General features: G+C 66.0%; 24 protein-coding genes and 1 pseudogene. 10 read left to right on the forward strand and 15 right to left on the reverse strand.

Annotated elements, in window-relative coordinates:
- Positions 1 to 20: 20 nt before the first annotated feature.
- The 7 genes from NKG96_RS12570 to NKG96_RS12600 form a co-directional block, all read right to left on the reverse strand.
- Complete coding sequence (locus NKG96_RS12570; protein WP_254535296.1) at positions 21 to 176, reverse strand: endonuclease Q family protein; 156 nt, start codon at positions 174 to 176, stop codon at positions 21 to 23.
- 139 nt (positions 177 to 315) lie between these two features.
- Entirely contained in the window at positions 316 to 1,740 is a 1,425-nt protein-coding gene (gcvPB, locus tag NKG96_RS12575; protein ID WP_254535297.1) for an aminomethyl-transferring glycine dehydrogenase subunit GcvPB, read from the reverse strand.
- 91 nt (positions 1,741 to 1,831) lie between these two features.
- On the reverse strand, positions 1,832 to 3,169 hold the full coding sequence (gcvPA, locus tag NKG96_RS12580) for an aminomethyl-transferring glycine dehydrogenase subunit GcvPA (protein ID WP_254535298.1): 1,338 nt from the start codon (positions 3,167 to 3,169) through the stop codon (positions 1,832 to 1,834).
- A 144-nt stretch (positions 3,170 to 3,313) separates the two neighbouring features.
- Positions 3,314 to 4,654, reverse strand: a complete 1,341-nt coding sequence (hmgB, locus tag NKG96_RS12585) for a hydroxymethylglutaryl-CoA synthase (RefSeq protein ID WP_254535300.1) — start codon at positions 4,652 to 4,654, stop codon at positions 3,314 to 3,316.
- A 63-nt stretch (positions 4,655 to 4,717) separates the two neighbouring features.
- Complete coding sequence (locus NKG96_RS12590) at positions 4,718 to 6,346, reverse strand: Ig-like domain-containing protein (protein WP_254535301.1); 1,629 nt, start codon at positions 6,344 to 6,346, stop codon at positions 4,718 to 4,720.
- 60 nt (positions 6,347 to 6,406) lie between these two features.
- Positions 6,407 to 6,997, reverse strand: a complete 591-nt coding sequence (locus tag NKG96_RS12595) for a DUF2150 family protein (protein ID WP_254535302.1) — start codon at positions 6,995 to 6,997, stop codon at positions 6,407 to 6,409.
- Positions 6,998 to 7,034: 37 nt separating this feature from the next.
- Positions 7,035 to 7,865 carry a TatD family hydrolase gene (locus NKG96_RS12600; RefSeq protein WP_254535303.1) on the reverse strand — a complete coding sequence of 277 codons (831 nt, stop codon included), beginning with the start codon at positions 7,863 to 7,865 and terminating at the stop codon, positions 7,035 to 7,037.
- 93 nt (positions 7,866 to 7,958) lie between these two features.
- On the opposite strand from NKG96_RS12600, the gene NKG96_RS12605 reads away from it, so the two are divergent.
- Positions 7,959 to 8,144, forward strand: a complete 186-nt coding sequence (locus NKG96_RS12605; RefSeq protein ID WP_254535304.1) for a hypothetical protein — start codon at positions 7,959 to 7,961, stop codon at positions 8,142 to 8,144.
- Here NKG96_RS12605 and NKG96_RS12610 read toward each other — a convergent pair whose 3' ends face one another.
- Positions 8,145 to 9,584 (reverse strand): carotenoid oxygenase family protein, encoded by a 1,440-nt coding sequence (locus tag NKG96_RS12610; RefSeq protein WP_254535305.1) that lies wholly within the window; start codon positions 9,582 to 9,584, stop codon positions 8,145 to 8,147.
- A 47-nt stretch (positions 9,585 to 9,631) separates the two neighbouring features.
- Positions 9,632 to 10,090: an NYN domain-containing protein gene (locus tag NKG96_RS12615; protein WP_254535306.1), complete on the reverse strand. Its 459-nt coding sequence runs from the start codon at positions 10,088 to 10,090 to the stop codon at positions 9,632 to 9,634.
- A gap of 128 nt (positions 10,091 to 10,218) precedes the next feature.
- Between NKG96_RS12615 and NKG96_RS12620 the strand changes: the two genes are divergently transcribed.
- The 7 genes from NKG96_RS12620 to gcvH all read left to right on the forward strand — a co-directional run bounded on the left by NKG96_RS12620 (position 10,219) and on the right by gcvH (position 18,237).
- Positions 10,219 to 11,811 (forward strand): S8 family peptidase, encoded by a 1,593-nt coding sequence (locus NKG96_RS12620; RefSeq protein ID WP_254535307.1) that lies wholly within the window; start codon positions 10,219 to 10,221, stop codon positions 11,809 to 11,811.
- 109 nt (positions 11,812 to 11,920) lie between these two features.
- Positions 11,921 to 13,708 carry a Na+/H+ antiporter gene (locus NKG96_RS12625; protein ID WP_254535308.1) on the forward strand — a complete coding sequence of 596 codons (1,788 nt, stop codon included), beginning with the start codon at positions 11,921 to 11,923 and terminating at the stop codon, positions 13,706 to 13,708.
- 56 nt (positions 13,709 to 13,764) lie between these two features.
- A complete protein-coding gene (locus NKG96_RS12630; RefSeq protein WP_254535309.1) occupies positions 13,765 to 13,995 on the forward strand; it encodes a hypothetical protein in 231 nt (76 codons plus the stop codon).
- Between the two features lie 364 nt (positions 13,996 to 14,359).
- The gene (locus NKG96_RS12635; RefSeq protein ID WP_254535310.1) at positions 14,360 to 15,859 is read left to right on the forward strand and encodes an alpha,alpha-trehalose-phosphate synthase (UDP-forming); all 1,500 of its coding nucleotides are present in this window, start codon (positions 14,360 to 14,362) and stop codon (positions 15,857 to 15,859) included.
- A 108-nt stretch (positions 15,860 to 15,967) separates the two neighbouring features.
- Positions 15,968 to 16,609 carry a hypothetical protein gene (locus NKG96_RS12640; RefSeq protein ID WP_254535311.1) on the forward strand — a complete coding sequence of 214 codons (642 nt, stop codon included), beginning with the start codon at positions 15,968 to 15,970 and terminating at the stop codon, positions 16,607 to 16,609.
- A 150-nt stretch (positions 16,610 to 16,759) separates the two neighbouring features.
- A complete protein-coding gene (gcvT, locus tag NKG96_RS12645; protein ID WP_254535313.1) occupies positions 16,760 to 17,857 on the forward strand; it encodes a glycine cleavage system aminomethyltransferase GcvT in 1,098 nt (365 codons plus the stop codon).
- Positions 17,854 to 18,237, forward strand: coding sequence for a glycine cleavage system protein GcvH (gcvH, locus tag NKG96_RS12650; RefSeq protein WP_254535314.1), 384 nt, complete (start codon positions 17,854 to 17,856; stop codon positions 18,235 to 18,237). Before gcvT ends, gcvH begins: the two co-directional genes overlap by 4 nt.
- Positions 18,238 to 18,728: 491 nt before the next feature.
- Here gcvH and NKG96_RS12655 read toward each other — a convergent pair whose 3' ends face one another.
- The 5 genes and pseudogenes from NKG96_RS12655 to NKG96_RS12665 all read right to left on the reverse strand — a co-directional run bounded on the left by NKG96_RS12655 (position 18,729) and on the right by NKG96_RS12665 (position 21,502).
- The gene (locus tag NKG96_RS12655) at positions 18,729 to 19,193 is read right to left on the reverse strand and encodes a hypothetical protein (RefSeq protein WP_254535316.1); all 465 of its coding nucleotides are present in this window, start codon (positions 19,191 to 19,193) and stop codon (positions 18,729 to 18,731) included.
- 126 nt (positions 19,194 to 19,319) lie between these two features.
- Positions 19,320 to 19,634, reverse strand: a complete 315-nt coding sequence (locus NKG96_RS21065; RefSeq protein WP_368409255.1) for a Cdc6/Cdc18 family protein — start codon at positions 19,632 to 19,634, stop codon at positions 19,320 to 19,322.
- Positions 19,635 to 19,724 (reverse strand): annotated as a pseudogene (locus NKG96_RS21180) (hypothetical protein); the annotation flags it as partial. It abuts the gene before it with no gap.
- Complete coding sequence (locus NKG96_RS21070) at positions 19,682 to 20,317, reverse strand: Cdc6/Cdc18 family protein (RefSeq protein WP_368409256.1); 636 nt, start codon at positions 20,315 to 20,317, stop codon at positions 19,682 to 19,684. The pseudogene NKG96_RS21180 and the gene NKG96_RS21070, both read right to left, overlap by 43 nt.
- Before the next feature lie 846 nt (positions 20,318 to 21,163).
- Positions 21,164 to 21,502, reverse strand: coding sequence for a hypothetical protein (locus tag NKG96_RS12665; RefSeq protein WP_254535317.1), 339 nt, complete (start codon positions 21,500 to 21,502; stop codon positions 21,164 to 21,166).
- A gap of 233 nt (positions 21,503 to 21,735) precedes the next feature.
- Here NKG96_RS12665 and NKG96_RS12670 point away from each other — a divergent pair, with 233 nt between their 5' ends.
- Complete coding sequence (locus tag NKG96_RS12670) at positions 21,736 to 22,383, forward strand: 3'-5' exonuclease family protein (RefSeq protein ID WP_254535318.1); 648 nt, start codon at positions 21,736 to 21,738, stop codon at positions 22,381 to 22,383.
- 85 nt (positions 22,384 to 22,468) lie between these two features.
- Here NKG96_RS12670 and NKG96_RS12675 read toward each other — a convergent pair whose 3' ends face one another.
- On the reverse strand, positions 22,469 to 22,915 hold the full coding sequence (locus NKG96_RS12675; protein ID WP_254535319.1) for a winged helix-turn-helix transcriptional regulator: 447 nt from the start codon (positions 22,913 to 22,915) through the stop codon (positions 22,469 to 22,471).
- A 210-nt stretch (positions 22,916 to 23,125) separates the two neighbouring features.
- On the opposite strand from NKG96_RS12675, the gene NKG96_RS12680 reads away from it, so the two are divergent.
- On the forward strand, positions 23,126 to 25,150 hold the full coding sequence (locus NKG96_RS12680) for a transposase (RefSeq protein ID WP_254535320.1): 2,025 nt from the start codon (positions 23,126 to 23,128) through the stop codon (positions 25,148 to 25,150).
- The last annotated feature ends 17 nt before the right edge of the window (positions 25,151 to 25,167 follow it).

Genomic DNA, 25,167 nt, shown 5'->3' on the forward strand with positions numbered 1-25,167 from the left:
ACGACGCGAAAAGGGGTGTTTCAGTCGAACTGGGTGACGTTCCGGTCGCCACAGACCGGACAGCGCAGGGCAGACTCGGCGGTGTCCCCGTCCGGGGTGAATATCTCCTGACAGGCCGAACACCGGTACTTCTGTCTACCGTCATCGGTCCCCATGACACGTGCGAGCAATCCCATAGCGTCTATACTGACGCCATCGAGAAGGATAAGCACCGAACCCCGTTGCCGTAGGTTTCTATCGTTCTCGACGGTTGCAGGCCGCAACAGACCCGAATCGGGACCTGTCGCCGACCGGGATGCACCCGTCGGCGGACCCTTACTCCTCGTCCGCCCCGTCGAGTGCCTGCCACGAGAGCCGCGGGTTCCGGGCGGCGCTCACCTGGTCGATGCGACCGGCGGCGGTGCGTTCGGGGGCGGCCTCGACAGTGGCCTCGTCCTCCGCGGCGACGCGGTCGAACGCGGTCGCCAACTGGTCGAGCGAGCGCTTGTTCTCCACTTCGGTCGGTTCGGTCATCAGCGCCTCGGACACCGCCTCCGGCCACTTCGTCGTCGGCGGGTGGACGCCGTAGTCGAGCATCCGCTTCGCCACGTCCGCCGCGTCCATGTCGGCGCTCGCGACGAACTCGTGGTGGAACGGGCCGAACGGGATGTCGTAGTCGATCTGCGAGGCGAGGTAGTTGGCGTTGAGAACGGCCTTCGCGCTGGCGTCCGACAGGCCGGCGTCGCCGAGACGGGCGATGTACGCGTAGGCCTTCACCAGCACCAGCCAGTTGCCCCCGTAGCCGTGGACCTTTCCGACCGACCGTTCGGGCGTGAACAGTTCGAACTTCCCGTTGGTCTTGCCGACCTGCGGGTCGGGGAGGAACTCGGCCAGTTCCTCGGTGACGCCGACGGGTCCGGCGCCGGGGCCGCCGCCGCCGTGGGGCGTGGCGAACGTCTTGTGGACGTTGTAGTGCATGATGTCGAAGCCCATGTCGCCGGGGCGCGCCCGGCCCAGCAGGGCGTTCAGGTTCGCGCCGTCGTAGTAGAGCAGTCCGCCCGCGTCGTGGACCACGTCCGCGATGTGCTCGATGTCGCGTTCGAACAGGCCGAGCGTGTTCGGGTTGGTGAGCATCAGCGCGGCGGTGTCCTCGCCGACGGCGGCTTCGAGGGCCTCGACGTCGACCCGGCCGTCCTCCGCGCCGGGGAGTTCGACCACGTCGTAGCCCGCGAGGGCGGCGCTGGCGAAGTTCGTCCCGTGCGCCGAGTCGGGGACGATGACCTCGCTCCGGTCCTCGCCGTTCGCCTCGTGGTAGGCCTTCGCGACGAGGATGCCCGCGAACTCGCCCGCGGCACCGGCCGGTGGCTGGAGGGTGACGGCGTCCATCCCACCGATGCGTCCGAGGTAGTCCTGCAGGTTGTAGAGCAGTTCGAGGGTACCCTGTACGCTCTCCGTCGAGCGGTCGGGGTGGACGGCCGCCTTCGGGTGGGCCGCCACGTCCTCGGTGAACTTCGGGTTGTACTTCATCGTACACGACCCGAGCGGGAACGGCCCCGACTCGACGCCGTAGTTCATCTGCGAGAGGCGCGTGTAGTGGCGGGCCAGTTCCGGTTCCGAGAGGTCCGGCAGGGTGAGCGAGTCGCGCGTCAGGTCGTCGGGGAGGGCGGAATCGGCCTCGACCTCCTTCGAGTGCTTCTCGTTCAGGAGCGGTTCGTACACCTCGTCGGAGTCGTCGACCCAGCGTGCCTGGTCGTATATCACGCGGACCACCCCGTGGTCCGCGCGGCGCTACGCGCCGCGTTCCGTGCGAGCGGACTACGTCCGCGAGTACGCGGGAACCGTGTGTTCGCGTTCATGCGACTTCCCCCAGTGCTTCGACCAGCGCATCGCGCCGATGTGCGTTCGTCTCCGTCGTACAGACCTGAATCTCGTGTTCGCCGACCGGCGTCACCGCGAAGCCCTCCGTCTCCAGGTCCGAGGCGACCGCCGCCGCCGGCTGGTCCGTGTGAGCGACGAACTCCCGGAAGTGGTGGCGGTCGTCGACGGGGGCCTTGATGCCCTTCACGTCGTCCAGTCGCTCGGCGAGGTCACGCGCACCCGTCACGCAGTCGTTCGCCAGTTCGACGAGGCCGTCGGGGCCGAGGGAGGCGACGTGCATCGCCGTCCGGAGGGCCACCCACGCCTGGTTCGTACAGATGTTGGAGGTGGCGCGCTCCCGGCGGATGTGCTGTTCGCGCGTCTGGAGCGTGAGGGTGTACGCGCGTCGCCCCTGTGCGTCCTCGCTCGCCCCGACGAGTCGGCCGGGGACCTGTCGGAGGAACTCCTCGCGGCAGGCGAACAGGCCGAGGCCCATCCCGTAGGCCGTTCCGAGGCCGAGCGACCCGGCCTCGCCGACGACCACGTCCGCGCCGACGCTCGCGGGTTCCTGCAGGAGCGAGAGCGCGAGGACGTCGGTGCCGAGACAGAACATGGCGTCGTGCTCGTCCGCGAGGCCCCCGAGGGCCGAGAGGTTCTCCTCGATGGTCCCGCGGACGGTGGGCGACTCGGCGTACAGCATGACCACGTCGTCGTCCATCCGGTCGCGGATGGCCTCGACGTCGGCGTTCGCGGCGTCCATCGGGTACGTCTCCACGTCGAGGTCCGACCCGGCGACGTAGTTCTCGAGGGTGCCCCGTCGCCCCTCGTGGAGCAGTTCGGGGACGAGGACGACGTTCCCAGAGGCCGAGCGGACGCGGTTCGCGAGCGTCGCCGCCTCCCCGAGGGCGGTCGCGGCGTCGTACATCGAGCAGTTGGCGACCTCCAGCCCGGTGAGTTCGACGAGCATCGACTGGTACTCGAACAGCGCCTGCAGGAAGCCCTGTGCCACCTCCGGCTGGTACTGCGTGTAACTCGTCAGGAACTCCGAGCGCTGGGAGAGGTGGTCGACCAGCGACGGGACGTAGTGGTCGTAGTGGCCCCGCCCGAGGAACGCCGTCAGGTCGGTGTTGCGCTTCAGGAGCGTCTCGAGGTGGGTGCGCGTCGCCCGCTCCCCGCGGGCGTCGATGCCGAACTCGCCGTCGAACCGGACGGCGTCCGGGATGTCGAACAGGTCCTCCTCGCTGTCGACGCCGACGGCGTCGAGCATCGCCGCCGTCTCCTCCGGCGTGTGCGGCGCGTAGGGGCTGCCGACGGGGGTGTCATCACTGCTCATGGATAGGTGAGAGGGGTGTCCGGTGGCTGGACATCGGGTAGTGCTACGTTACGAGAGGCCGCATATCATACCCTCGATTCGCGCCCCGGGGGAGGGGTTCGACGGCCGCCGAGCCGGGAGAAACCGTGCGCGTGGCGGGGTCGATTACTCGACGTAGCGGTACTTGCGCTCGCCCATGCGGCCCCAGCCGTCGAAGACGAACTCGTCTTCGGGGTTGGTGAACTCCTCGGCGTCCTCGGCCTGCTTGTCGTGGTTGTGGACGTCGTGGACGCGCTCGTACTCCTCGAAGGAGATGTCGTAGCGGGCGGCGAGCTGTTCGTCGAGGTCGATGGCGGCTATCTCGTCCTCCCAGCCCTCCTGGACCGTCTCGGCGTGAATCTCGGCCTGCGCGCCGCTCCCGTAGGAGCCGACGAGCAGTCGCTTGCCCGTGAGGTCGACGTCGTTCTCGTAGGCGTGTTTCAGGCCGCTGGCGCGGGCGACGTGGACCGATCCGGTGTACCAGTTGCCCACCTGTCGGGCGATGTTCAGGGTGGGGTCGATGGTCTCGGCGTACCACTCGCGGTAGGTGTCGGTCTCCTTCAGGCGGTCGGTGTACTCGCTGATGGCGTCGAGGAACGCATCGTCGCTGTCGAAGGCCTCGCGACGGGGCTGGCGGCCGATGTCGCCAGCGAGGTCCTCCTCGACGTTCGTGTCGCGAATCATGTGCCGGAAGCCGAGCAGGCCCGCCTTGCGAACCATGCCCGGGAACGGCGTGTGGAACGGGATGAGTTCGAAGTCGTCGGGGTGGGTGTCGCCCGCGACGCTCTCGAAGTCCTCCAGCGCCTCGCGCATGCGTGCGAGGTACACCTGGACCGAGCGCTTGCCGTCGACGCTCGGGAACTGCTGGTTGGGCTTGAGGAAGTCCGTCTCGTCGGCGCTCCCGTATCCCTGTTCGGTCGAGAGTTCGACGAGGTCCGGATCCTCGCTGATGAGCATGGCGACGGCCCCCGCGCCCTGCGTCGCCTCGCCGGCGTCACCGCGAGCGTAGAGGGCGGTGTCGGTGGCGATGACCAGCGCGCTCCGACCCCGGTTGCGACCCGCCCGAATCCAGTTGTAGGCGTCGTCGAGGCTCTGCGTGCCGGAGATACAGGCGAACTTCCGTTCGCCCTTGTTGGCGTGGTGGAAGTCGCCGTCGAACACCTGTTCGAGACAGCCCGCGATGTACGTCGAGACGGGCTTGGAGTTGTCGAAGGCGCTCTCCGTGGCGACGTCGATGCGGCCGATGTCCTGTGGCGTCAGGTCGCGACGTTCCATCAGCCGTCGGGCCGCGTTCGCGCCCATCGTCACGATGTCCTCGTAGGTGTCGGGGAACGAGGAGTTCTCCAGTCCCAGTCCCTTCGTGTACTTCTCCGGTTCGTCGCCCTTCGCGGGCGCGAACGTGTTCGCGAGATCCAGTCTGAGCTTCCCGGTGTGTATCTCGATGGCGTCGATGCCGACTTTCGTCATGGGCGTAGGGTGGTCGGTCGGGTATAAGTGTTTGACGACGATGAGTTCGACGGTCGTCGAAGACTAGCCGTTGCCGTTGTTCCCTCCCACACCCGTTGCTTTCAGTTCGTGAGTGACGAGATACGTCGACGTCGTCCCGTCCGCGAACCTGAGGGAGAGGATGAAGAATCCCCCTGCGTTGTTGTTGGAGTCATAGTCGTCACCGGAGAACGTGATGTTGACAGAATCAGAATCCCAAGAATCGACAGAGAACGGTACCGCATCCGCGTATCCACCGCCAATGGTCATCGTATCACCGCTAACCAACGGGTCGCCCTTTTCGAGGGTGGCAGTCGTCGGCGCTGTGTTCGTCCCCGATTTATACGCGTAGTAGAAGTTCACGCGAGCCTCCTCGACGGTTCGGTCGTCGTTCCCGGTGTTCTCGAACGTCATGGTAACCGTCGCATCTGTCGTATTCGTGCTCCGGAGCACGAAGCCGGACAGCGGGTTGAGGCTACCGCCGTCCCCGCTGGCGCGCGTGAAGGTGAACGTCGTCTTCTTCGGGTTCGGCTCGTCACCAGTCGCCCCGTCGATTGTCGCCGCCACCGTCCCGGTCTGTTCGGCCTTCCTGAACGTCAGCGTCGCGCGCCCGTCATCGTCGGTGGTCACCGTCACCGGCCCCTCCCCGAGCGAGTTCCCGTCACCGTCCGTGTAGACGCCGAACCCGTTCGTGTCCTCGAACGTGACATCGACCCCCGACTTCGGGGCATTGTACGTATCGCGCACCTCGACGGTGAGCGTCGCCGGGTCGCCGATGCCGGCGTTGCTCGTGGACCCGCCGACCGACGTCACGTACTGTGCGGGCTCCTCGTCGGCCCCGCTCCCGAGGTGGACCTCCGACACGCGGAGTTCGTAGGTCACATCCCCGTCGAGTCGGATGTCGACCGTTCCGGGGTCCGCCCCGCTCTCGACCACCTTCACGTGGCCGTCGGCGTCCATCTCGTCGGCGAGGATGTCCTTCCATTGCTTGGCGGAGAGCGACGTCGGGAGCGTGAGGACGATGGGCGCGGGGTCACGGTTCTCCACGACGATGGTCCGCGTCGACGTCGTCGCCGTCCGGAAGTCGAGCGAGACGGCCTCGCTCGTCGTGGTCGAGAGTTCCCCGTCGAGGGTCACCAGGTTGATCCGCCGACCGTCGATGAGGTTCTGGTCTGTCTTCGGGACGACGGTCCCGTCCGAGAGTCGGTCGAAGAGCACCAAGTGCTCGTAGACGGTCGTCGGCGGCGTCTGGAACTCCGAGTAGTCCGGCGTGTAGGAGAACCCGCTGGTGGTGAAGGTCCTGTCGTCACCGTTCCAGTAGTCGGCCGTCTCGCCCGTCCCCTCCGCGTTCGTTATCGTCACGGTCCCGAGTTCGGTCGTCTCCAGTGTCCCGGACGGTGGCGGGGGGTTGACGAACATCGTCCGACTGGGGAACTGCGTCCCGAGGTCGACGGTCACCGGTTGCGAGGTGCCGGTCGTCGCAGTTCGGAGGAGGGCGTCCCGGCCCTCAAGTAGCTGGTCGCGCACCTGCTGGTTGTGCTTGTACTCCACGTCGGCGTTCTGATCGGGGACGACCGTCACCTGATAGGTCGCCATCGAGACGACAACCATCCCGAACAGGAGCATCGCCCCGATCTGCATCGACTGTCCGCGCCGGTCGGCCCAGAAGCTCATTGCCCCTGGAAAGAGACAGATGGCGAAAAAGTCCCGCGTCTATGTACGTAGTGCCGGGGGCTACTCGTCGTCCTCTTCTTCGACGACCTCGGGGTCGCGCATGGCCTCGTAGAGGCTGTCGAGGCCGTTCACCCACTCCGCGACGAGGCCGTACTCGATGTCCTCGGCGACGGCCATGTCGAGGTCGTGGCCGTCGATGATGAGGGTACCCGCCTGCGCGCAGTAGCCGAGGGCGGCGTCTAAGTCCTCCTCGTCCTCGGCGTCGACGGCCGCCTCGACGTACGCCTCGACGGTGCCCTCCTCGACGGGACCGCCCGCGACGTACTCCTCGGCGGCGTAGAAGACGCAGACCAGCGAGGTCTGGACGGCGTCGACGAGCATGACGGTGTCCTCGTCCTCGAACTGTCCCTCGATGTCCGAGAGGACGATGTCGCGGACGCCCGCCAGTTCCTCGAGGGCCGCCTCCTGTTCGAGGTCGCCCTCCTCGTACCCCGAGACGATCTTCGCGACCGCGATGACCGCGTCGTCCTGCAGGTTCAGTCGGAGGCGCGCGGAGTCCTCGTCCTCTAAGTCCACGCTCTCCTCGTCGAGCCTGTCCAGCCAGTTCTGCCAGCGTTCTGCGGTGTAATACTCGCCCTCCGGCGTACTCATACCCGAAGGTACGAGCGACCGCTGATATGCCTTTTCGTTACTTGAGAGACGACCGGGTGTCGATACCGTACACCATCCGTGGGGTGGTGACGTGCGCCCGTTCCAGTGCCTCCTCGTAGCCTTCCTCTTCGAGCCAGCGGGTCCGGCGCGGGACGGTCTTCGGCCCGAGGACGGCCCCCGGCCGGTCCGGGTCGTCGATGTAGTCCGTCTCCAGCATGAACGGGTCGTCGCGTTCGGCGGCCCGTTTCACCTCGTCCTTGTCGGCGAGGACGCTCGGCGTCGGCCCGACACACCGCCCCGCCGCGTAGTGCTTGACGACGTGTCGGCGCTCCATCCCCGCGTCCTCCGCCCACTCCGCCACCTCGGTGAAGTCCTCGCCGCCCTCCGTGTGCAACTGGACGGCACACTCCTCGCGCGCGCCCAGTTCGAAGGCGTGGCGCATCACCGCGTTCGACGCCTCCCACACCTCGCTGTCGACGTCGTAGTGGGGCCGTCCGGACTTGATGGCGAGGGCGTCGCCCGCGGCGACGTACGCGGCGGCCACGTCGAGGCCCGCGCACATCAGGTCGCGGGCCTCCTCGGGCGTGTAGTCACGTTCGACCAGTTTCGAGACGAGCGCCGGGTGGACGCCGAGGACGGGCCACGCCCGCCCGGGCAGGACGTCCTGCGAGTCCCGGACCACGTCGAGGGTGTGGTCGTAGGCGACGCGGAAGTCCTCGACGTCCTCGACGTCGACGCCGTAGTGCCACGAGGGCTTGTTGAGCACGAGCAGGTGAGTGCCGCCCGCGTCGGCGAACTCCTTCGCGGCGTCGACGCCGCGGCCGTTGACCGGGTCGAGGTGGAGGTGGTCGTCGAGTATCGGTCGCATAGGTGGGAGTGGGCCGCCACGGGTCAAAAGTCGGTCGCGTCCGACCCGTCGGCCTGCCCAGCGCTTATTGTCGCGGGGTACGTTAGCACGGCGATGAGTCGATTCGAGGAAGACACCAGCCTCCCCCGGGCCGAGCCACCGGAACCGGGGGCGGGCACGACGATGGAGTGTCGCGCGTGCGGCGCGCGCTTCCCGCGTCGCGAGGTGGCGTCGCCGGAGAAGGGGACGCTCACCTGCCCGGCGTGCGACTCGACGGAACTCACGACGCTCCCCGACTGACTACGCCATCGAGCGCGTCGGGTCCGCGAGGTCCCGGACGAACTGGCCGTGGAAGCCGAACGGGAGGGCGTGCGGGAGCGGTGCGCGCGCCAGTCCGTCCAGCGTCCGTGCGTCGAGGACCAGCAGGAACGACCGCTCGGCGTCGGCATCGAGGACGACCGAGAGCAACGCGCCCGCGTCCTCGGCCGCCCCGTCCGGGTCGGGGACGAACAGCGCCTCGCCCGGATAACACCCCGACTCGGCCCACGACGCCACCTCCTCGCCCGCCTCGATGTCCACCTTCAGGAGGCGGTCCTGCGTCGTCGTGGGCGGGCGCTCTCGGTTGCCCGCGAAGTAGGCGTAGCGGTAGGGGCGGGTGTTGTGACCCCGGTAGTCGATGGTCGGGAACTCCACCGGGCCGGGGTGGAGCGTCTCGCTCTCGACGGTGGCCCCCATCGCGCCGAGCGAGATGCGGTAGCGCCGGAACTCGCCAGCGGGGAGTTCGGCGTCCGGGTCGCGCAGTCTCGACAGCGAGAGGTCGGAGACGGCGCTCGCGTCCTCGTAGGCCACGAGGTCCACCACGAGCGTGTCGCCCGCCTCGTAGGCGTTGGCGTGGTGGAAGACGAAGAACGGGTCCGCGACGGGGCGGGCGACGACCCGCCCCGTCTGGCGGTCGAAGACGGTGAACCGGGTCCCGCGCTCGGGGACCCACTCGAAGGACTCGACGAACGGGCGACCCGCCAGCAACGCGCACGGGGAGAGCACGAGGGGCGGTTCCGCGAGGACGGCGTATCGCTCCGTGAGCGCGAACGAGTGGAAGTACGCGGGGCGGTCCACACCGACCCGCCCGAGTTCCTCGCGGGTCGCGCTCCCCCGGTCCCGGCGGTGGAGGACGTACTCGCTCCGGGGGCCGTAGCGCACGCCGACGTTGACCATCTCGTCGCGGACGGGGTCCCAGTGTGGGTGGCCGAGAGTGCCGGTCACGTCGAGGGCGTCGGCGAACGTCCGGGTCCCGCGGGTGGCGAGCGTCTCGGGGTCGAAGGCGACCTGCCGGGGCGTCTCGGTGACGGCGACGAACTCGCCGCCGACCCAGTCCACCCCGATGGAGGCGTTGTCGGTCAGCGTCGGTCCCGTCAACCACCCGAGGCGGTCGCGCAGCGACAGATCGGGGTTCGTCCCGAACTGCCCGCGTGCGAGGCGGTTCCGCGAGACGACGTGCTCGTACTCCTCGCTGCGGAGGAAGCGGTTCGCGTACGCGACGGTGCCGTCCTCGATTTCGAAGCGCCGGAGCATGGCGAGGCCGTCGAACCAGTGGTTCAGGGCGTCCTCGCCGCCGTCGAAGCGACCGGGACCGTTCACGAACAGCGTCCCCGACAGCCACGGCGGGAGGGACCCCTCGACCGGGAGGGTGGTCGTGACCTCCTCGTCGAGGGTGCGGAGTCCGAGGCGGTAGTCGGCCATACGCCCTCCACTCGGGCCAGCGGGATAGTCGCCCGCCCCCCGGCGACTCACTCCCCGAGGGTGACGGCCTCGTGGGCGACCGACCGGAGGGCGTCCGACCGGCCGTACGTCCCGGGGGCGATGGCGAGGGTCTTGACCCCGTAGCGGGCCGCCGTCTCCAGGACGGGCTTGAAGTCCATGTCGCGGGAGGCGATGGCGAGGACGTCGATGTCGTCGGCGACGACGGCCTCGGTGGCGTCGACGGCGAGTTTCACGTCCACGTCCCCGCTGGTGGTGAACACCTCGAAGCCGTGGGCCTCGGCCGCCTGAATCAGGCCCGGCGTGGCGTGCTCGTCGACGTAGAGGCGGACGAGTGCGGCCTGCCCTCTCGACCGGGCGACCGCGCTGACGTCGTCGAGGTCCACGTCGAACTCCGAGCGGAGGACGTTCGGGCCGTCAACGAACAGGCCCACCCGTGGTTCCCCCGGGGCGGACCCGCCGACGACGCGCCGCAACAACCCGCGCATACCACCACTGACCGACCGACCGGCATAGCCGTGGTGGTTCGCCACGACCGTTTCGAGACGCATAATAATCTTGATTCAATCATATAAATACTAAGATTAAAATATACACTCGTGGTGGGTTAATTCGTATGACAGAGAAGGACACGGTCGCGCGTCGTACGTTCCTCCGACTGGCAGGGGCCACCGGGGCCGCAGGACTCGCCGGAGTCGCGGGGGCGACGCCGGGGCGCACCCCCGGCCCGAAGCCCGACGAACTGCTCGTCGGCATCTCGAACGACGGGAAGAAAGTGGAGAAGCGCGCGGTGAAACTGAAGCGGAAACTGGAGAAGAAGTACGACGTCACGGTCGACCTCCGGCACCGCAACGACATCCTCCGGTACGTCGCAATCGACCTCTCGAACGGGTCGAAGAAGGCCAGACGGAAGGCTCGAAAGCGCATCGACAAGTTCGACTTCGTCAAGTACCGCGAGCAGAACGCCACCTTCGAGACCCTCGTCGTCCCGAACGACTCGCGCTACGGCGACCAGTACGCAGACCAGCAGGTGAACGCGCCGACGGCGTGGGACACGACGTTCGGCGACGCCTCGGTCACCGTCGCCGTCGTCGACGCCGGGGTGAAGTACGACCACCCGGACCTCGACGGGAACGTCCGGTCGGCCCCCGGCTACGACTTCGTGGACGACGACGCGGACCCGTACCCCGACGTGCTGGCCGACGAGTACCACGGCACCCACGTCGCGGGCATCGCCGCCGCCGAGACGAACAACGGCGAGGGCGTCTCCGGCATCGGCAACTCCACGCTCCTCGCGGGCCGGGCGCTCTCCGAACAGGGCACCGGGTCCACGAGCGACATCGCCGACGCCATCCAGTGGGCGGCCGACGAGGGCGCGGACGTCATCAACCTCTCGCTGGGCGGTGGCGGCTACACGAACACGATGAAGAACGCCGTCTCCTACGCGACCAATCAGGGCGCACTCGTCGTCGCCGCCGCGGGCAACGACTACGGCCAGCCGGTCTCCTACCCCGCCGCCTACAGCGAGTGCCTCGCCGTCTCGGCGCTGGACCCGGACGAGAGCCTCGCCTCGTACTCCAACGTGGGTTCCGAAATCGAACTCGCCGCACCCGGCACGAACGTCCTCTCGACGTGGACCGACGACGGCTACGACAAGATATCGGGCACCTCGATGGCGACGCCCGTCGTCGCGGGCGTCGCGGGCCTCACCCTCGCGGCGTGGGACCTGACGAACGCGGAACTGCGCGACCACCTGAAGGCCACGGCGGTCGACGTCGGCCTCGCGAGCGACGAACAGGGGGGCGGCCGCGTCGACGCCGGCAACGCCGTCACCACGCAACCCGGAAGCGGGTCGGGCGGTGGCGGCGGCGACGACGGCGGGAGCAGCGAGACCACCACCGGGTCCGTCGACGACTCGCTGTCGGGCTACTGGGACGAGGACTGCTGGACGTGGGCGTACACCTACGCCTCGCCGAGCAAGGTGGTCGTCGAACTCGACGGGCCGTCGAACGCCGACTTCGACCTCTACGCGAACGAGGGGACGGAGAGCTGTCCGAGCACGTCGAGCTACGACCACCGGTCGTGGACCACGAACAGTCAGGAGTCCATCACCGTCGACGACCCGGACACGTCGACGGCCCTCCACCTCCTCGTCGACTCCTACAGCGGGAGCGGGAGCTACACGCTGACGATAACCGAGTACCAGTAGGTTGACCGCGGCCCGACGGGCGGTCCCGTCCGAGCCGTCCCGGTTCGCCGGAATGGCCGCCCCGACAGGCAGCGACCACGCTTATCAGGACTCCCTCTGTGGAACCCGTATGACCGGTATCGAGCCCCTTCTCGCCGACCTCGCGGTCCAGTCGGGCCAGCAGGGGGCCACCATCCAGGAGATCCTGCTCGACCTCCTGCCCATCGCGCTCATCGCGGCGGGCGTCGGCGTCTTCGTCGCCAAGGTCGGAAAGTTCCCCTACACCATCGCCCTGTTGCTCGCGGGTATCGGCGTCTCCATCATCCGCTTCGCGACGGGCCAGTTCGGTATCGAGATAGCGCTCTCACACGACCTCATCCTGCTCGTCTTGCTCCCGCCGTTGCTGTTCGAGGGGGCGGCGACGACCGACCTCGAACGCCTCCGTCGGAACCTCGCACCCATCCTCGCGCTGGCCGCCGTGGGGCTGGTGACCTCCGTGGCCGTCGTCGGGTTCGTCGGCAACTGGGCGTTCAGCCTGGTCGGGACTGACTTCACCATCCTGCTCGCCCTGCTGTTCGCGGCGATGGCGCTCCCGACCGACCCGGTGAGCGTCCTCGCGCTGTTCAAGGAACTCGGCGCGCCCGACCGACTCTCGGTGCTCGTCGAGGGCGAGAGCCTCGTCAACGACGGCGTCGGCGTCGTCATCTTCACGGCGTTCCTCGGGTTCGTCGCCAGCGAGACCGCCCCGAGCGAGCTGTTCTCGGCGTCGGGGCTCGGGTCGCTCGCCGTCGAGATACTGGTCGTAAGTGGGGGCGGCCTCCTCGTCGGCCTCGTGGCGGGGTACGCCGTCTACAGCGTGATGATTAACCTCGACGAGCACATGACCGAGATCGTCCTCACGCTCATCCTCACCTACGGGAGCTTCCTCCTCGCCGAGCACTACCTGCACGTCTCGGGGGTCATCGCCACCGTCGTCGCCGGCCTGTTCATCGGCAACCGCGGCACCGAGTACGCGATGAGCCCCCAGACGAAGATATCGGTCTTCAACGCGCTGGAGACGATGGCGTTTCTCGTCAACACGTTCATCTTCCTGATGATCGGCGTCACGACGCCCATCGACCAGGTGGCCGACAACGCCGAACTCATCGTCGTCGCCATCGTCCTCGTCCTCCTCGCGCGCGCGGTGGCGGTCTACCCGATCACGGCCGTCGTCAACCGGTTCATCGACCCGGCCATCCCCCGCAAGTACCAGCACGTCATGTGGTGGGGCGGTCTCCACGGGTCGATTCCGATCGCGCTGGTGCTCGGCCTGCCGCCGACGCTCGAATCGGGCGCCGCCTTCCCCCTCCGCGAGGAACTGCGCGCGATGGTGTTCGGCGTCGCCGCCTTCTCGCTGGTCGTTCAGGGGCTGACGATGTCGAATCTGATGGACCGCCTGGACATCGTCACGCGCAGCGACGCCGAGGAACTGTACGAACTGCTCATCGGGCGTCGCCGGGCAGTCGAGGAGGCACTCGACGCCGCCGAACGCCTCAAGCGCCGCGGCGACCTGCCCCGCGAGGTGTACGAGGACTTCACCGGCGAGTACGAACGCGAGCAGGAGGACCTGCAGGAGGCCATCGCCGCCCTGCTCTCTTCGAACCCCGAACTCCGTCGCGAGCGACTGCTCGTCGGGGAGCGACAGGTCCTCCAGCAGGAGAAGAGCGCGCTCATGGACGCGATACGGGCCGGCGTCATCACCGACGACGTCGGCGACCGACTGCTCAACGAGGTGAACCTCAAACTCGAACAGGTCCGGAACGGCGAGACGACGGTCGAACGCGACGAGGAGGGGTACGCCGAGTTCTGGCGCTCGCAGGCCCAGGAGTTCGGCCTCGACGTGGAAGCGGAGGGCGACCGACGGGCCATGATGGACTAGCGGTACTTGCCGCTGCCACCACCAGCCATATTGGGTCGGGTCGAGTACGACGCGATATGTCCGACGACGACGAACACGGACGGGACGTCGAACTCGCAAAGGAGAAAGACGAGGAGGAGGCCGAGGACATCGACGAGGCCGAGGAACTCCAGAACGAGGGCGCCCGCGAGGCCCGCGAGGAGGCCGCCGAGGACGAGGCCGAGCGCAAGTCCGAGATGCGCGAGGAGGAGGCGGCGGAACAGGAGAACATCGACAACCACCGCGACGACGAACCGTTCCAGAGCTAGAGCGAAACCGCCCGCGGGCCGTCCGGAGCGTAGCAGGCCGTCCGAGAGGCCTGCGCCCCACTTCTGTCGAGAGACGCGGGACGGCGAGTCCCCGATAGGCCCCGACGTCGAGGACACCGTACACGGAACGTCGAGTGCGGCCCGAGGAGACGGCTACCGGGCTGCGCTCGTCGCGAACAGCCGCCCCCGCTCGTGAGGAACTGACGCGACCGACGGTCGGCCGTCTGGAGCCGCTCGCCCTCCCGACCACTGTTCCCCACGAAGAGGCGCTGAACCGCCCGAAGAGTCGGTGCGTTCGCGTTTCGGAGTGGCGTTGCGAACGCAGGCTCAGGCGTCAGGTGTGCGCCCCCCTTCGACTCCGGTAATGCGAGGACCCGAGGTCGGGGGACGGGAGGCTGAGGCGGCCCGCCCGCCGACGCTCGACGGCCTGACCGTCGTCTCGAACCGGCAGCCGTACCGACACGACTACGAGGACGGGGAGGGGGAGCGCGACCGCGTCGTCGTCGACCGGCCAGCGGGCGGGCTGACCGCCGGTCTCGATCCCGTGATGCGGCACGCCGGCGGGACGTGGGTCGCCTGGGGCGACGGCGACGCCGATCGCGAGGTGGTCGACGACGGGGACCGCGTCGGCGTCCCGCCGGAGGACCCCGCCTACACGCTCCGGCGACTCTGGCTGACCGACGACGAGGTGGCCGGGTACTACCGCGGCTACGCCAACCAGGCGCTCTGGCCGCTCTGTCACGCCGCGACGGGGAAGATGACGTTCGACGCCGCCGACTGGCGGGACTACCGGGCGGTCAACCGGACCTTCGCGGACGCCGTCGTCGAGGAGTCCGGGAGCGACCCGCGCGTGTGGTTTCAGGACTACCACTTCGCGCTCGCGCCCCGGATGGTCCGCGAGCGGCGACCGGACGCCTCCCTCATGCAGTTCTGGCACATCCCGTGGCCCGCCCCGGACGTGTTCCGTACCTGCCCGCAGCGCCGCGACGTCCTCGCCGGCCTGCTGGCGAACGACCTCCTCGGCTTCCATACCGAGCGCTACCGCGACAACTTCCTCGACTGCGTGGACGCGGAACTCGACGACGCCGTCGTCGCCCGCGGGCGCAACCGCGTCCGGTACGACGGCCACGTCACCACCGTCGGCGCGTTCCCGATGGGCGTCGACGCGGAGGACATCGAACGCCGGGCCGCGGCCGCGACCGGCGAGTTCTGGGAGCGCTTCCGGCGCGAGCACGGCATCGCGCCGGAGACGACGGTTGCACTCGGCGTGGACCGCCTCGACTACACGAAGGGCATCCCCCGGCGGCTGGCGGGGCTGGAGAAGCTCTGGGAACTGCGCCCGGAGTGGCGTGGCGAGGTGACCTACGTTCAGAAGGGCTCTGAGAGCCGGTCGTCCATCCCGGCGTACGCCCGCCACCAGGAGGAAGTGTTCGACGCCATCGACCGCGTCAACGACCGCTTCGGCACCGACGAGTGGACGCCGGTCGTCTACACCGACGAACTGTACTCGGAGGACGAACTCGCCGCGCTCTACCGCCACAGCGACGTCGGCCTCGTCACGCCCGTCCGCGACGGGATGAACCTCGTCGCCAAGGAGTACGTCGCCGCTCAGGTGGACGACGACGGCGTCCTCGTCCTCTCGGACCTCGCGGGCGCGACGGAGGGGTTCGCGGACCGGGGCGTCCTCACCACCACGCCCTTCGACCCCGAGTCGCTGGCGGCGAGCCTCGAGACGGCGCTGACGATGCCCGCCGACGAGCGCCGCAGGCGGATGCGCTCGCTGCGCCGCCAGGTGCGCGAACACGACATCTACGACTGGATGGAGTCGTTCCTCGGGGCAGCGGAATGTGCGTCCACTTCCTGAGCCGACCCCCGCCCCTGCTCGAACGCCGTCCGTGATACAGGTGGCCGACCGGCCCCCCCGGCCTGAGCCACGCCGAGTCTGCTAATGCGGTGTGGAGAAGCTCCACGGGTGACCGAGATTCACCCACTCGAAGTCGACGACCGCGACCGACCCGTCGAACAGGTCCCCCCGGAGGACGTCCTGCGCGAGTGGGTGCGACACGAGCAGTCGGTAGAGGATATCGACGAGGTGGACCTGGACGACCGGTCGGTCGAGGAACTGGCCGAACTGCTCGAGGACCCACAGCGACTCGCCGAGTCGGTGTTCCTCGAACGGGACCTCGCGTGGTACCGACTCACGCTCACCGAGGCGGAACTCCGAGGACTGGTGGTCGTCGAGGGCCCGGACGGGGAGGGGTGGCGCGGCGTCGCAGGCGACAACGACGTCAGGAGCGTCGCCGAACGTATCGCGAGCGCCGACGACGTCGAGTCGCTGAACGAGGACGTCCCGAAGGGCGTCACCGACGTCCGCGAACTGGCCGATGGACACGATTTCGGTGACGAGACGGGTGCGTTCGTCGTCGTTCAGGAGTCAACTGACGACCCCGCCTACCTCGCGGACAGGAACCATCGGGCGGTAGCGGTCGCCTGTCACTCTCTTCTGGGAGGCGGGTACGAGGCACAGAGCGCGCACGTCGGCGTCTCCCCGGGAGAGGAGTCGACGTCCCTCGTCGGAGACGATAGGGCCGAGGACCACCCCGCCGACTGGTGAATCGAGGAGAGCGGTCGGACCCCGACTCGGTTCCGCCACCCGCGTCGGGGCACTCCTGATTCTGTATTGCGCCATTCGGTTTATCACCTCGCGCAACCCCCGCACGCGCGAATACCCAATTATTACGTCGTTCCACCCGAGGGGACGGGTATGGCCCTTCGGAAGCCGCCGTTGCGTGGGACGCACGCGGACCGCGGCGCGAAGTTCACGGAGTTCGGTGGCTGGGACATGCCGGTGGAGTTCGACTCCATCCGGACCGAGCACGTCGCCGTCCGCGAGGCCGCGGGCATCTTCGACGTCTCGCACATGGGCGAAATCGTCGTCTCCGGCCCCGACGCGACGCGCCTGATGCAGCGACTCACCACCAACGACGTGACGTGCCTCGCGCCGGGCGACGGACAGTACTCGGCTATCACCAACGAGCGAGGCGTCGTCCTCGACGACACCGTCGTCTACAGTCTCCCGGCGGACCGGCAACCGGAGGCCGACGACGAGACCGCCTACCTGTTCGTCCCGAACGCGGGCCACGACACGGAGATGCACGAGCGCTGGACGACCCACCGCGACGAGTGGGGCCTCGACTGTACCGTCGAGAACGCCACCGAGGACTACGCGATGTTCGCCCTGCAGGGGCCGGACGCGGAGGACCTCCTCGCGCGCGCGGCGGGCGAAGAGGTCCGCGACGTCGCCCGGTTCGACGTGGCCGAGGCCACCGTCGAGGGGGTCGACCTGCTCGCCGCCCGCACGGGTTACACCGGCGAGGACGGCTTCGAACTCCTCCTGCCGTGGGACGATGCGGAGACGGTCTGGGACGCGTTCGACTGCCAGCCCTGTGGGCTGGGCGCGCGCGACACCCTCCGCATCGAGCAGGGGTTCCTCCTCTCGGGACAGGACTTCGACCCCGACGACGAACCCCGGACCCCCTTCGAGGCCGGCATCGGCTTCGTCGTGAAACTGGACACCGAGTTCGTGGGCCGCGACGCACTCACGGACGCGCGGGACCCCGACGAGCGGTTCGTCGGGTTCGAACTCACCGAGCGCGGCGTCCCGCGCCACGGTTACGACATCACGAACGACGAGGGGATGGTCATCGGGGGGGTCACCAGCGGCACGATGAGCCCCACCCTCGACAAGCCGGTGGGTCTAGGGTACGTCCCCCGCGAGTACACGGACCCGGGGACGGCGATACGCGTCGTCGTCCGCGGCCGGCAGAAGAGCGCCCGAATCACCGAGACACCGTTCAAATGAGCTTCGAGATACCCGACGACCTGTACTACCTGGAAACGCACGAGTGGGTCCGTCACGACGACGGGACCGCCCGAATCGGCATCAGCGACTTCGCACAGGACGAACTGGGCGACGTGGTGTTCGTCGAACTCCCCGACGAGGGCGAGGCCCTCGACCGGGAGGGGCAGTTCGGCGTCATCGAGTCCATCAAGGCCGTCTCCGACCTCTACTCCCCGGTGTCGGGGACCGTCACGACCGTCAACGAGGCGCTGTTCGACGAACCCGAACTCGTCAACGACGACCCCTACGGCGACGGCTGGATGCTGGAACTGGAGGACGTGAGCGAGGCCGACCTCGAATCGCTCCTCTCGCCCGACGAGTACCGCGACCAGATCGAGTAGGCCGAACCCGTCGTTTTTCGAACTCCTCACCCCGCCAGCGACGCGTCTGGGCGACCAGGCCGACGTGTAATAAACTGCTTATCGCGATATCGAATCCACGACTTCTGAAGATGGCGATGTAGCGAATAATTGCTTGGATTGGCGTGTTGTGCCCTCACGTCAGAACTACTGAACTGACGACTGCGAAGACACTGACACACAATCGACTATTCGGGGGACACAATCACGCCGAACGAACTGACGCGCGACATGGTCACTCAGCCACCTACAACGACATGCGAGTGCTCTCACTCGATATAATGGGGTCAGACAAGCCGAACATCGGCGAGTCGCTCGTTCGCCTCGCGCTTCAACAACTCGGTGGTCGGTCGCTCAGGCCGCCCGTACCGAGTGATTGCGGTGACGGGTGAGAGAGACTAGCAAACCGAGGGTGCATGAATTGCCGCTTTTGTTAGACAGAGAGCGTGTGTATCACGACCACTCGTCTCGGCTCAGCCAGAAGTAGTGGTCGGCGTGACGGCCCGACAGTCTTCCACGTCGCCCATCAGCCAGAGCACTTCGATTTCGTTGCTCTGGTCGGGGTATCCGACACGGACGGAGGCTTTGACGAGGCCCGACTGGTACCGTCCGTCGTCGAGAGCTGTCTCGACCCACCCATCAGACGACTCATGGCGTGCCCGTACGACGTACGGTCCGGTCGTGTCGCGCCAGACACAGGGGAGTCCCCCACCGTCGACGACACTCTCGCCAATGGCTTCGGTCTCCAGCGTTCGGTCGAGCACCGTCTCGCCGTCAGCATCGACCTGCACGGTGATGATGTGTGGCTCATCGTCCCAGTTCCCGACTTCAAGTCCACCGAGGCCGACGTGCTGCTCGCCGCCGAACAGTCCCGAGACGGTCGAACAGCCAGCAGTCGCAGTCGTACCGAGCACTGCGAGGAGGGCACGGCGCTTCATACAGGGAGTTGTTCACACGTGACAAGTACCTTCTGCTGGCTCCAACCTACAGTGATACACTCGCGGCACACGTCTAACAGCTGAATCACGACGAACCGGTATGAAAGAAAGTGGCTGTCATCCCGCTCACACGCACTGGTAGCGTCGCTGCTGGCCACGCCCGGTCGCTGTGACGAGGTTGTACTGGACCATCTTCGCCAGATAGTTGCGGACCATCCGTTCGGACCGGGGGTCGTCGACGCGCCCGCGGTACGCGTCGTACAGTTCGGCAGGCGCGACTTCCTCTCGCTCGGCGATGATGTCGTAGACGACCCGCTGGTCGTCCGTGAGCGTCTCGACGTTGCGCTGGCGGACGACCGACTGCGCCTCAGGGACGACCCGGTCGATGACCGCGTTCGATACCGTCTCGTGACCCTCCCGTTCACTCCGTTCGACGGCCATCCGTAGGACTTCGAGCCCGACCCGCGCGTCCCCCGCGGCGGCGTCGGCTATCCGTTCGAGTTGCCCATCCGAGACCGCCCCGTCACGCAGTCCCCACAGGACGCGGTCGGCCAAGATGGAGACGAGTTCATCCACGGTGTAGCGCGCGAATGAATCTGAACTGCCGTGCGGAGGCGACTGGCGAGGCGGTCGTCGAGCGGGTCGAACAGTTCTTCGACGCGGTTGGCGATGAGCACCATCGTCACGCCCGACGTCCGGTGGAGTTCGTACAGCACGCGCTTATCGTCGAGCTGGTCGACCTCGTCGAGGATGACGACGTACGCGTCGGTATGCTCGCGCAGGCGTTCGACCAGTTCGTCCCGTGGTGTCGATTGGCGGTGGATATCGAAGGTCTGGTCGAGCCCTTCGAGTAGTCGGTAGAGCGTCTTGAAGCGGGTGTAGTCCTCCCAGCAGTTGACGTACTGGACGGTGAGGTCGGGGACGGTCGCCTTCAGCCGCTCTGTGACGACGTTCGCGATGCACGTCTTTCCGACGCCGGACGGCCCGTACAGGAACGTCGTTTCGCCTTCGCGGTCGTCGGTGACGGGGTCGAGTGCGGCGGAGAGCGTCGTCACCTCGTGGTTGCGGTGGACGACGTCCCGTGGGACGAACTCGGGTTGGAGCACCCGTGCGTCGCGTATCATGCGCGCGTGGTACGGTGTGTCGTGCTAAGAGCGTGATGGGGTCGTTTCCGGGTTTCCGATACTTGCCACCTCTTTCTTTCACCGTGACTCGTCTGATTCAACTGTTAGACACGTGCCGCGAGTGTACCAGTCGTTGCACAACATATTTCGCTGCCAGTACTAACTGAAAGTCATGCCCTCTCGTCGAACCGTCCTTGGAACAATGTGCGCAGTCGCTGCCAGTAGTTTCGCCGGTTGTTCAGCACTCTCGGATGTTATTGGCGGGGAACGCCATGCGCAACTCGCAGCCCTCACTATCGAGAATCAGGATACGAACCCGCATACTGTAACAGCGCAGATAGAAGCAGCAGGAACAGTAGTCACGGAAGAATCCGTCCAGCTTGATGGGCGTGACGAGCAATTTATTGACTCTGAGTCGGTTCCGTGGTCCTGCCAGAACACGAACGGGCCGTACGTCGTTCGTGCCCGGCACGAGTCGTCCGACGGATGGGCTACAGTCGTCTTTGCAGAGACATTCGAACCGTCGCGCGTGGTCGAACTCACGGGTCGAGTCGGAGGGTACGACCAAGACGGCGACGAAATCACGTTCCTCCAACGATTGGATGACCCCTCTGGATGTTCGACAGCAGAGACCAATTCTACCGAAGACCCCACCGATAACGCCGAGTCAGCACGGTAACAAACTGATAGACCCACACTCTCTGTCAATCATTATCGGCATCGACGAGCAAGTGTGATTTCACGCTAATTCGGAGTGACGTAACTGCCTGAGTTGTGCCGCGAGTCCATCGCGGGAACCGTGCCAAAACACAGGTTGAGCGGTCGTTCCCCACCCAACAGACCAGACTATGTAGCGTTTCTACTTGGCTTCGCGGTCGCGCGGACGCCGAACCGGTATCCGGCGATAGTCAGGACGACGAGGAGTGCACTCAACATTACGTAGGTGAACGGAACCGTCCACGGATTTGTGACTGCGGCCTCACCTCGAACGATGTGAGTTGCGGCGAAGACCAACTGGCTGGAGTAGGCGAACGACAATGCTGCCCCAGCTCCGGTGACGAGGGCCGCTCCCAGTGCCCACGGGAGTCGGCTTCTTTCGTCGAGCGATGCCGAATCTCGGTATACGAATGCGCCGACAGGCAGTGCGACAAGCAGACCAAACGCGAGCAGGTATGCGAGGTTCACATCACTGAAATTAGAGTTCTTACTTGTAGTCTTTTTCCCGAGTCTGTATGATGAGACCAACTCAGATTGTCTCAAGGCTACGTGCCACTGATACACCCACGCTCTAAGTCTAACAATACCGGCAATCGATGCGGCGGCCTGTTTCGCCGTTCACCGCGGTAACCCAGCGGCCCGGGCGGAAAAACGGCGACTACACACCTACTCGTATCACGTAGTCCATCTCCTGCTCCGGTATGGGTGACTTGACTCCCATCGCGTTCGACATCGAAACGTCCGGCCTCGACCCCAGCGCGGTCGTGACCGTCGCGGGCATCGCGCTCCCGCTCGGGTCGTGGCTCGCACTCAACACCACGGGGCGCGAGGCAGCCTCCGACCGGCTCGAAGCCGACCTCGAACACGCCGCGGACTCCAATGTCCGCGTCGCCGTCTACCACTCAGAAGCCGACCTACTCCGCGGGCTCGACGCGTTCACCAGTGAGCATCTGAACGGCGACCGCCACTACCTCACGGCGTACAACGGCGAGACGTGGCGCGGCGGGTTCGACCTCCCGTTCGTCCGCTCGGCATGCGTGCGCCGGGACGTCGACTGGCCATTCCCTGATATGGCGTTCGCCGATACGATGACCATCGTCGACCGGTTCCACACGGGCGACGTGGGTGACCTCGTCGGGGTGTACGATGCACTCGTGGGTGAGGAGGACTGCGACCCATTCGACGACAGCGGGAGCGCGGTCGCGGCCCACGACTGCGGTGAGTGGCTCGACCTGCTGTTGCACAACCTCGCGGACATCGAACGCACCCGTGACCTCGCGCTACTGGCGGGGCGGTTCGTCGCGAAGTCCGACTTCCGTATGAAGAACCTCAGTCCTCCAGACCGGTAGGGGGTCGACGCAGCGAAGCGAGACCGCATGCGCTCTCACCGTACCGGTAAGGTTGCGAGACAAATTGGTCGTGTCGGGCGTTCACTCAGCCGCTCGAATCCTGATTCGTTCCGAAGCCACGGTGGAACTCCACCTCGAAGGAGGTCGTCGGTTCGTCTGCGACCAGCGGCGTCGTGTCATCGTCGTCACCCTCCAGTTCATCGCGCATGGCTGCGGCCTCATCGAGAAACTGTTGGCGGGCTTTCTTGTACAACTGGTAACTCGCGGTCAGGCCCCGTTCCTCCCACCAGAGCCGAAGCTTCGCTCCCCGAGGGGTGAGCAAATGCGTGTGTGTCGTCCCACGGTGGCCGCTGATAGCTTTCCGTTCGAGTAACGACGCGTCGCGCCCTTCTTCCAATCGCCGGGAAAGCGTCTGGTGACTCACAGGCAGTGCGTCATCCAATTCTGAGAACCGGGACCCCCCGGGCTTCACTTCGCATAACAGCTCGATAGCACCTTTGCGGTCGAGATACTCAAGAGTAGGGTCGGGCATACGACCCTCAGTTTGTCAGCGGCAGGCATAACTGCTGAGTTGAGTCAGGAACTGAGTATACATTGGACCATACGTCACCTCGCCCGAGAGACAGTTCTGACACCCTAGATTCAATAGGGGGACGTTTGAGTGGTTTTTTGATGGAAACGCGGAAACCAGACGCTGACACTTAACTCAGAAACTGAGCATAGATTGCTCTAATAACGCGCGATGAGACACGGAGAGTCAGACCCCCCTCATGAGTCACGCCCTGCGGTCACAGACGAGTCGCAGGCTCGTGAGGAGGCTGAGGTCTGGGCGTACGAGGTGGATGACCACTCGTTCGACATCTGCTACGACCTGTACGTGTCGGTGCCACACGAGGACGCACCGTTCTCAGTCAGTCTCTGGTACGACCATCCAGCCGAGGGGACTTCGACGCTTGAAGACCTCATCGGCGAGCTTGTGTTCAACGACTCGCTGCCCGACGACCGAGCGCCGTGGCATCGCAACACCGGGCCACTCGAACCGATACTGAGAGCACACGTCCTCCGACTCGCGAAGGGCTGGCGGGAGAAGCGACTCGCGCAGTTCTTCGAAACGAACCCGGAGGTCGCCTACCAGTATGGCTTCGTCGAACCAGCAGACGATGGAACGCTCGACGCCGCTCCGATGAAACAGTCGCGACTGTGGGAGCTGTGGAACGAGTCGCTGCCCGAGGTGACGAAAGCGGTCTGCCGTGCGGTCCTCTCAGAAGTTGTTGTTATCGCGCGTGACCACGGTATCCCCGTGCCTCACGAGGCATTCCAACCCGTCGAACAGACGGGCAGGAAGCAAACGAAAGCGGAGCTGCATGTCGAGACGCTTGAGAAGGTGTGGGGGCAAGCCAAGCCAATCATCACACAAGAGTTCAGCCTCAACCGCGGTCCGAACTGGCAGATTCACGAAAATCGGTACTTCGAACAGCATGCGTACATGGGGAGCCGCGAGGACATGTACGCCGAAAGCGGGCACAAATCGTTCCTTGCCGCTACAGACCGGCGGCACGAGCGACCCCCGACCGGTTCCTCACACCGTCACCAGATAGGGAAGCTCACTATCGCCGGGATTCGAGCGATGTTTCAGAACACGGCCCGGGAAATCGTACGACTCGCGCGCTACGATTCCGAACTCGTCGGCAAGCTCTGGGTCGCTATCGACGTGACAAAAGGGCGCGAATTTTTCGGTGATATCGAGGGGTACGAAGACGAGATTCTCGGATACAAGGACCTGAAACGCTACTTCCAGTGGGCGGTCATCAAAATCATCGGATTCGATGTCCCGATTATCCTTGACGTGATTCCCCGGGTGAAGGGCCAGACGAAAGCCGAAATCGTCGACGAACTTCTCACGACCGCGTTGGACCTCACCGACGGGGTGGAACTCGTGCTGATGGACAGCGAGTTCGATTCAGACGGTGTCAAGGATGTCTGCGCGGCACATGGCGTTCACAATCTGAACCCCGCGAAACTCCACGCGAACGGTGAGGAGATGCGAATCATTCGCTGGATGAAACGCAACAACATCGATATTCACGTTGTTGAACGTGAGACCCCGGAGGGCATGCCCACGCGAAAGCAGATTTTCGTTCCGAAATCGACGGTCGACGAGGACGCAGACGAGAACGAGAATGGCGCTGACGACGATTGCGATGGGGACACTGCGCAGTCAGAGCGAGACTCCTCTGCTATCAGAGACGACCTGATGAACCGATGGGGCGTCGCTCTTGATGACGATGAGACCTCGGGGCATGACGAGGCGCGTCTTTCGCCGGTCGGTGAGGTTCTCGCAGAGATTTGTGAAGATGAAGACGAACGGGCGAGTGAGATTGTTGGAACAGCAGAGGAGTCGGATATCGTCGTGTTCGATACGAGTCATCCGGCAGTCACGGAGCAAGGCGAGGGACCGAACGAGATGGACGGGATGTCGTTCATCCAGATGGCAGCGCGAACGGTCCGCTGGTATCGACATCGGTGGGGCATTGAGAACGGCTTCAAGAAGCTAAAGCACTTTATGGTGCAGACGACGTCGAAGCGCCAGCAGTACCGGTTTTTCAACTTCGTGTTCGCGTGTGTGCTGTACAACGTGTGGCGATTGGTCGACCTGTTGGTGACGCTCGCGTTGAAGGGCGAGTATGCGACGTACGAACCGACGATTGATGCGAACCTGTTCCTCACGGTGACTGACAAGTACTACGGGTGGGACCCCCCGGACTGACTGAGAGCGGTTCTGTG

Origin of the sequence: Halomarina litorea (assembly GCF_024227715.1) — an archaeon.
Classification (GTDB): domain Archaea; phylum Halobacteriota; class Halobacteria; order Halobacteriales; family Haloarculaceae; genus Halomarina; species Halomarina litorea.

What these genes read in the sequence shown, in the direction of transcription:
- NKG96_RS12570 (WP_254535296.1), bottom strand. Translation starts at nt 176, where the DNA reads ATGGGATTGCTCGCACGTGTCATGGGGACCGATGACGGTAGACAGAAG.
- gcvPA (WP_254535298.1), bottom strand. Translation starts at nt 3,169, where the DNA reads ATGAGCAGTGATGACACCCCCGTCGGCAGCCCCTACGCGCCGCACACG.
- hmgB (WP_254535300.1), bottom strand. Translation starts at nt 4,654, where the DNA reads ATGACGAAAGTCGGCATCGACGCCATCGAGATACACACCGGGAAGCTC.
- NKG96_RS12590 (WP_254535301.1), bottom strand. Translation starts at nt 6,346, where the DNA reads ATGAGCTTCTGGGCCGACCGGCGCGGACAGTCGATGCAGATCGGGGCG.
- NKG96_RS12595 (WP_254535302.1), bottom strand. Translation starts at nt 6,997, where the DNA reads ATGAGTACGCCGGAGGGCGAGTATTACACCGCAGAACGCTGGCAGAAC.
- NKG96_RS12600 (WP_254535303.1), bottom strand. Translation starts at nt 7,865, where the DNA reads ATGCGACCGATACTCGACGACCACCTCCACCTCGACCCGGTCAACGGC.
- NKG96_RS12605 (WP_254535304.1), top strand. Translation starts at nt 7,959, where the DNA reads ATGAGTCGATTCGAGGAAGACACCAGCCTCCCCCGGGCCGAGCCACCG.
- NKG96_RS12610 (WP_254535305.1), bottom strand. Translation starts at nt 9,584, where the DNA reads ATGGCCGACTACCGCCTCGGACTCCGCACCCTCGACGAGGAGGTCACG.
- NKG96_RS12615 (WP_254535306.1), bottom strand. Translation starts at nt 10,090, where the DNA reads ATGCGCGGGTTGTTGCGGCGCGTCGTCGGCGGGTCCGCCCCGGGGGAA.
- NKG96_RS12620 (WP_254535307.1), top strand. Translation starts at nt 10,219, where the DNA reads ATGACAGAGAAGGACACGGTCGCGCGTCGTACGTTCCTCCGACTGGCA.
- NKG96_RS12625 (WP_254535308.1), top strand. Translation starts at nt 11,921, where the DNA reads ATGACCGGTATCGAGCCCCTTCTCGCCGACCTCGCGGTCCAGTCGGGC.
- NKG96_RS12630 (WP_254535309.1), top strand. Translation starts at nt 13,765, where the DNA reads ATGTCCGACGACGACGAACACGGACGGGACGTCGAACTCGCAAAGGAG.
- NKG96_RS12635 (WP_254535310.1), top strand. Translation starts at nt 14,360, where the DNA reads ATGCGAGGACCCGAGGTCGGGGGACGGGAGGCTGAGGCGGCCCGCCCG.
- gcvT (WP_254535313.1), top strand. Translation starts at nt 16,760, where the DNA reads ATGGCCCTTCGGAAGCCGCCGTTGCGTGGGACGCACGCGGACCGCGGC.
- gcvH (WP_254535314.1), top strand. Translation starts at nt 17,854, where the DNA reads ATGAGCTTCGAGATACCCGACGACCTGTACTACCTGGAAACGCACGAG.
- NKG96_RS12655 (WP_254535316.1), bottom strand. Translation starts at nt 19,193, where the DNA reads ATGAAGCGCCGTGCCCTCCTCGCAGTGCTCGGTACGACTGCGACTGCT.
- NKG96_RS21065 (WP_368409255.1), bottom strand. Translation starts at nt 19,634, where the DNA reads ATGGCCGTCGAACGGAGTGAACGGGAGGGTCACGAGACGGTATCGAAC.
- NKG96_RS21070 (WP_368409256.1), bottom strand. Translation starts at nt 20,317, where the DNA reads ATGATACGCGACGCACGGGTGCTCCAACCCGAGTTCGTCCCACGGGAC.
- NKG96_RS12670 (WP_254535318.1), top strand. Translation starts at nt 21,736, where the DNA reads ATGGGTGACTTGACTCCCATCGCGTTCGACATCGAAACGTCCGGCCTC.
- NKG96_RS12675 (WP_254535319.1), bottom strand. Translation starts at nt 22,915, where the DNA reads ATGCCCGACCCTACTCTTGAGTATCTCGACCGCAAAGGTGCTATCGAG.
- NKG96_RS12680 (WP_254535320.1), top strand. Translation starts at nt 23,126, where the DNA reads ATGAGACACGGAGAGTCAGACCCCCCTCATGAGTCACGCCCTGCGGTC.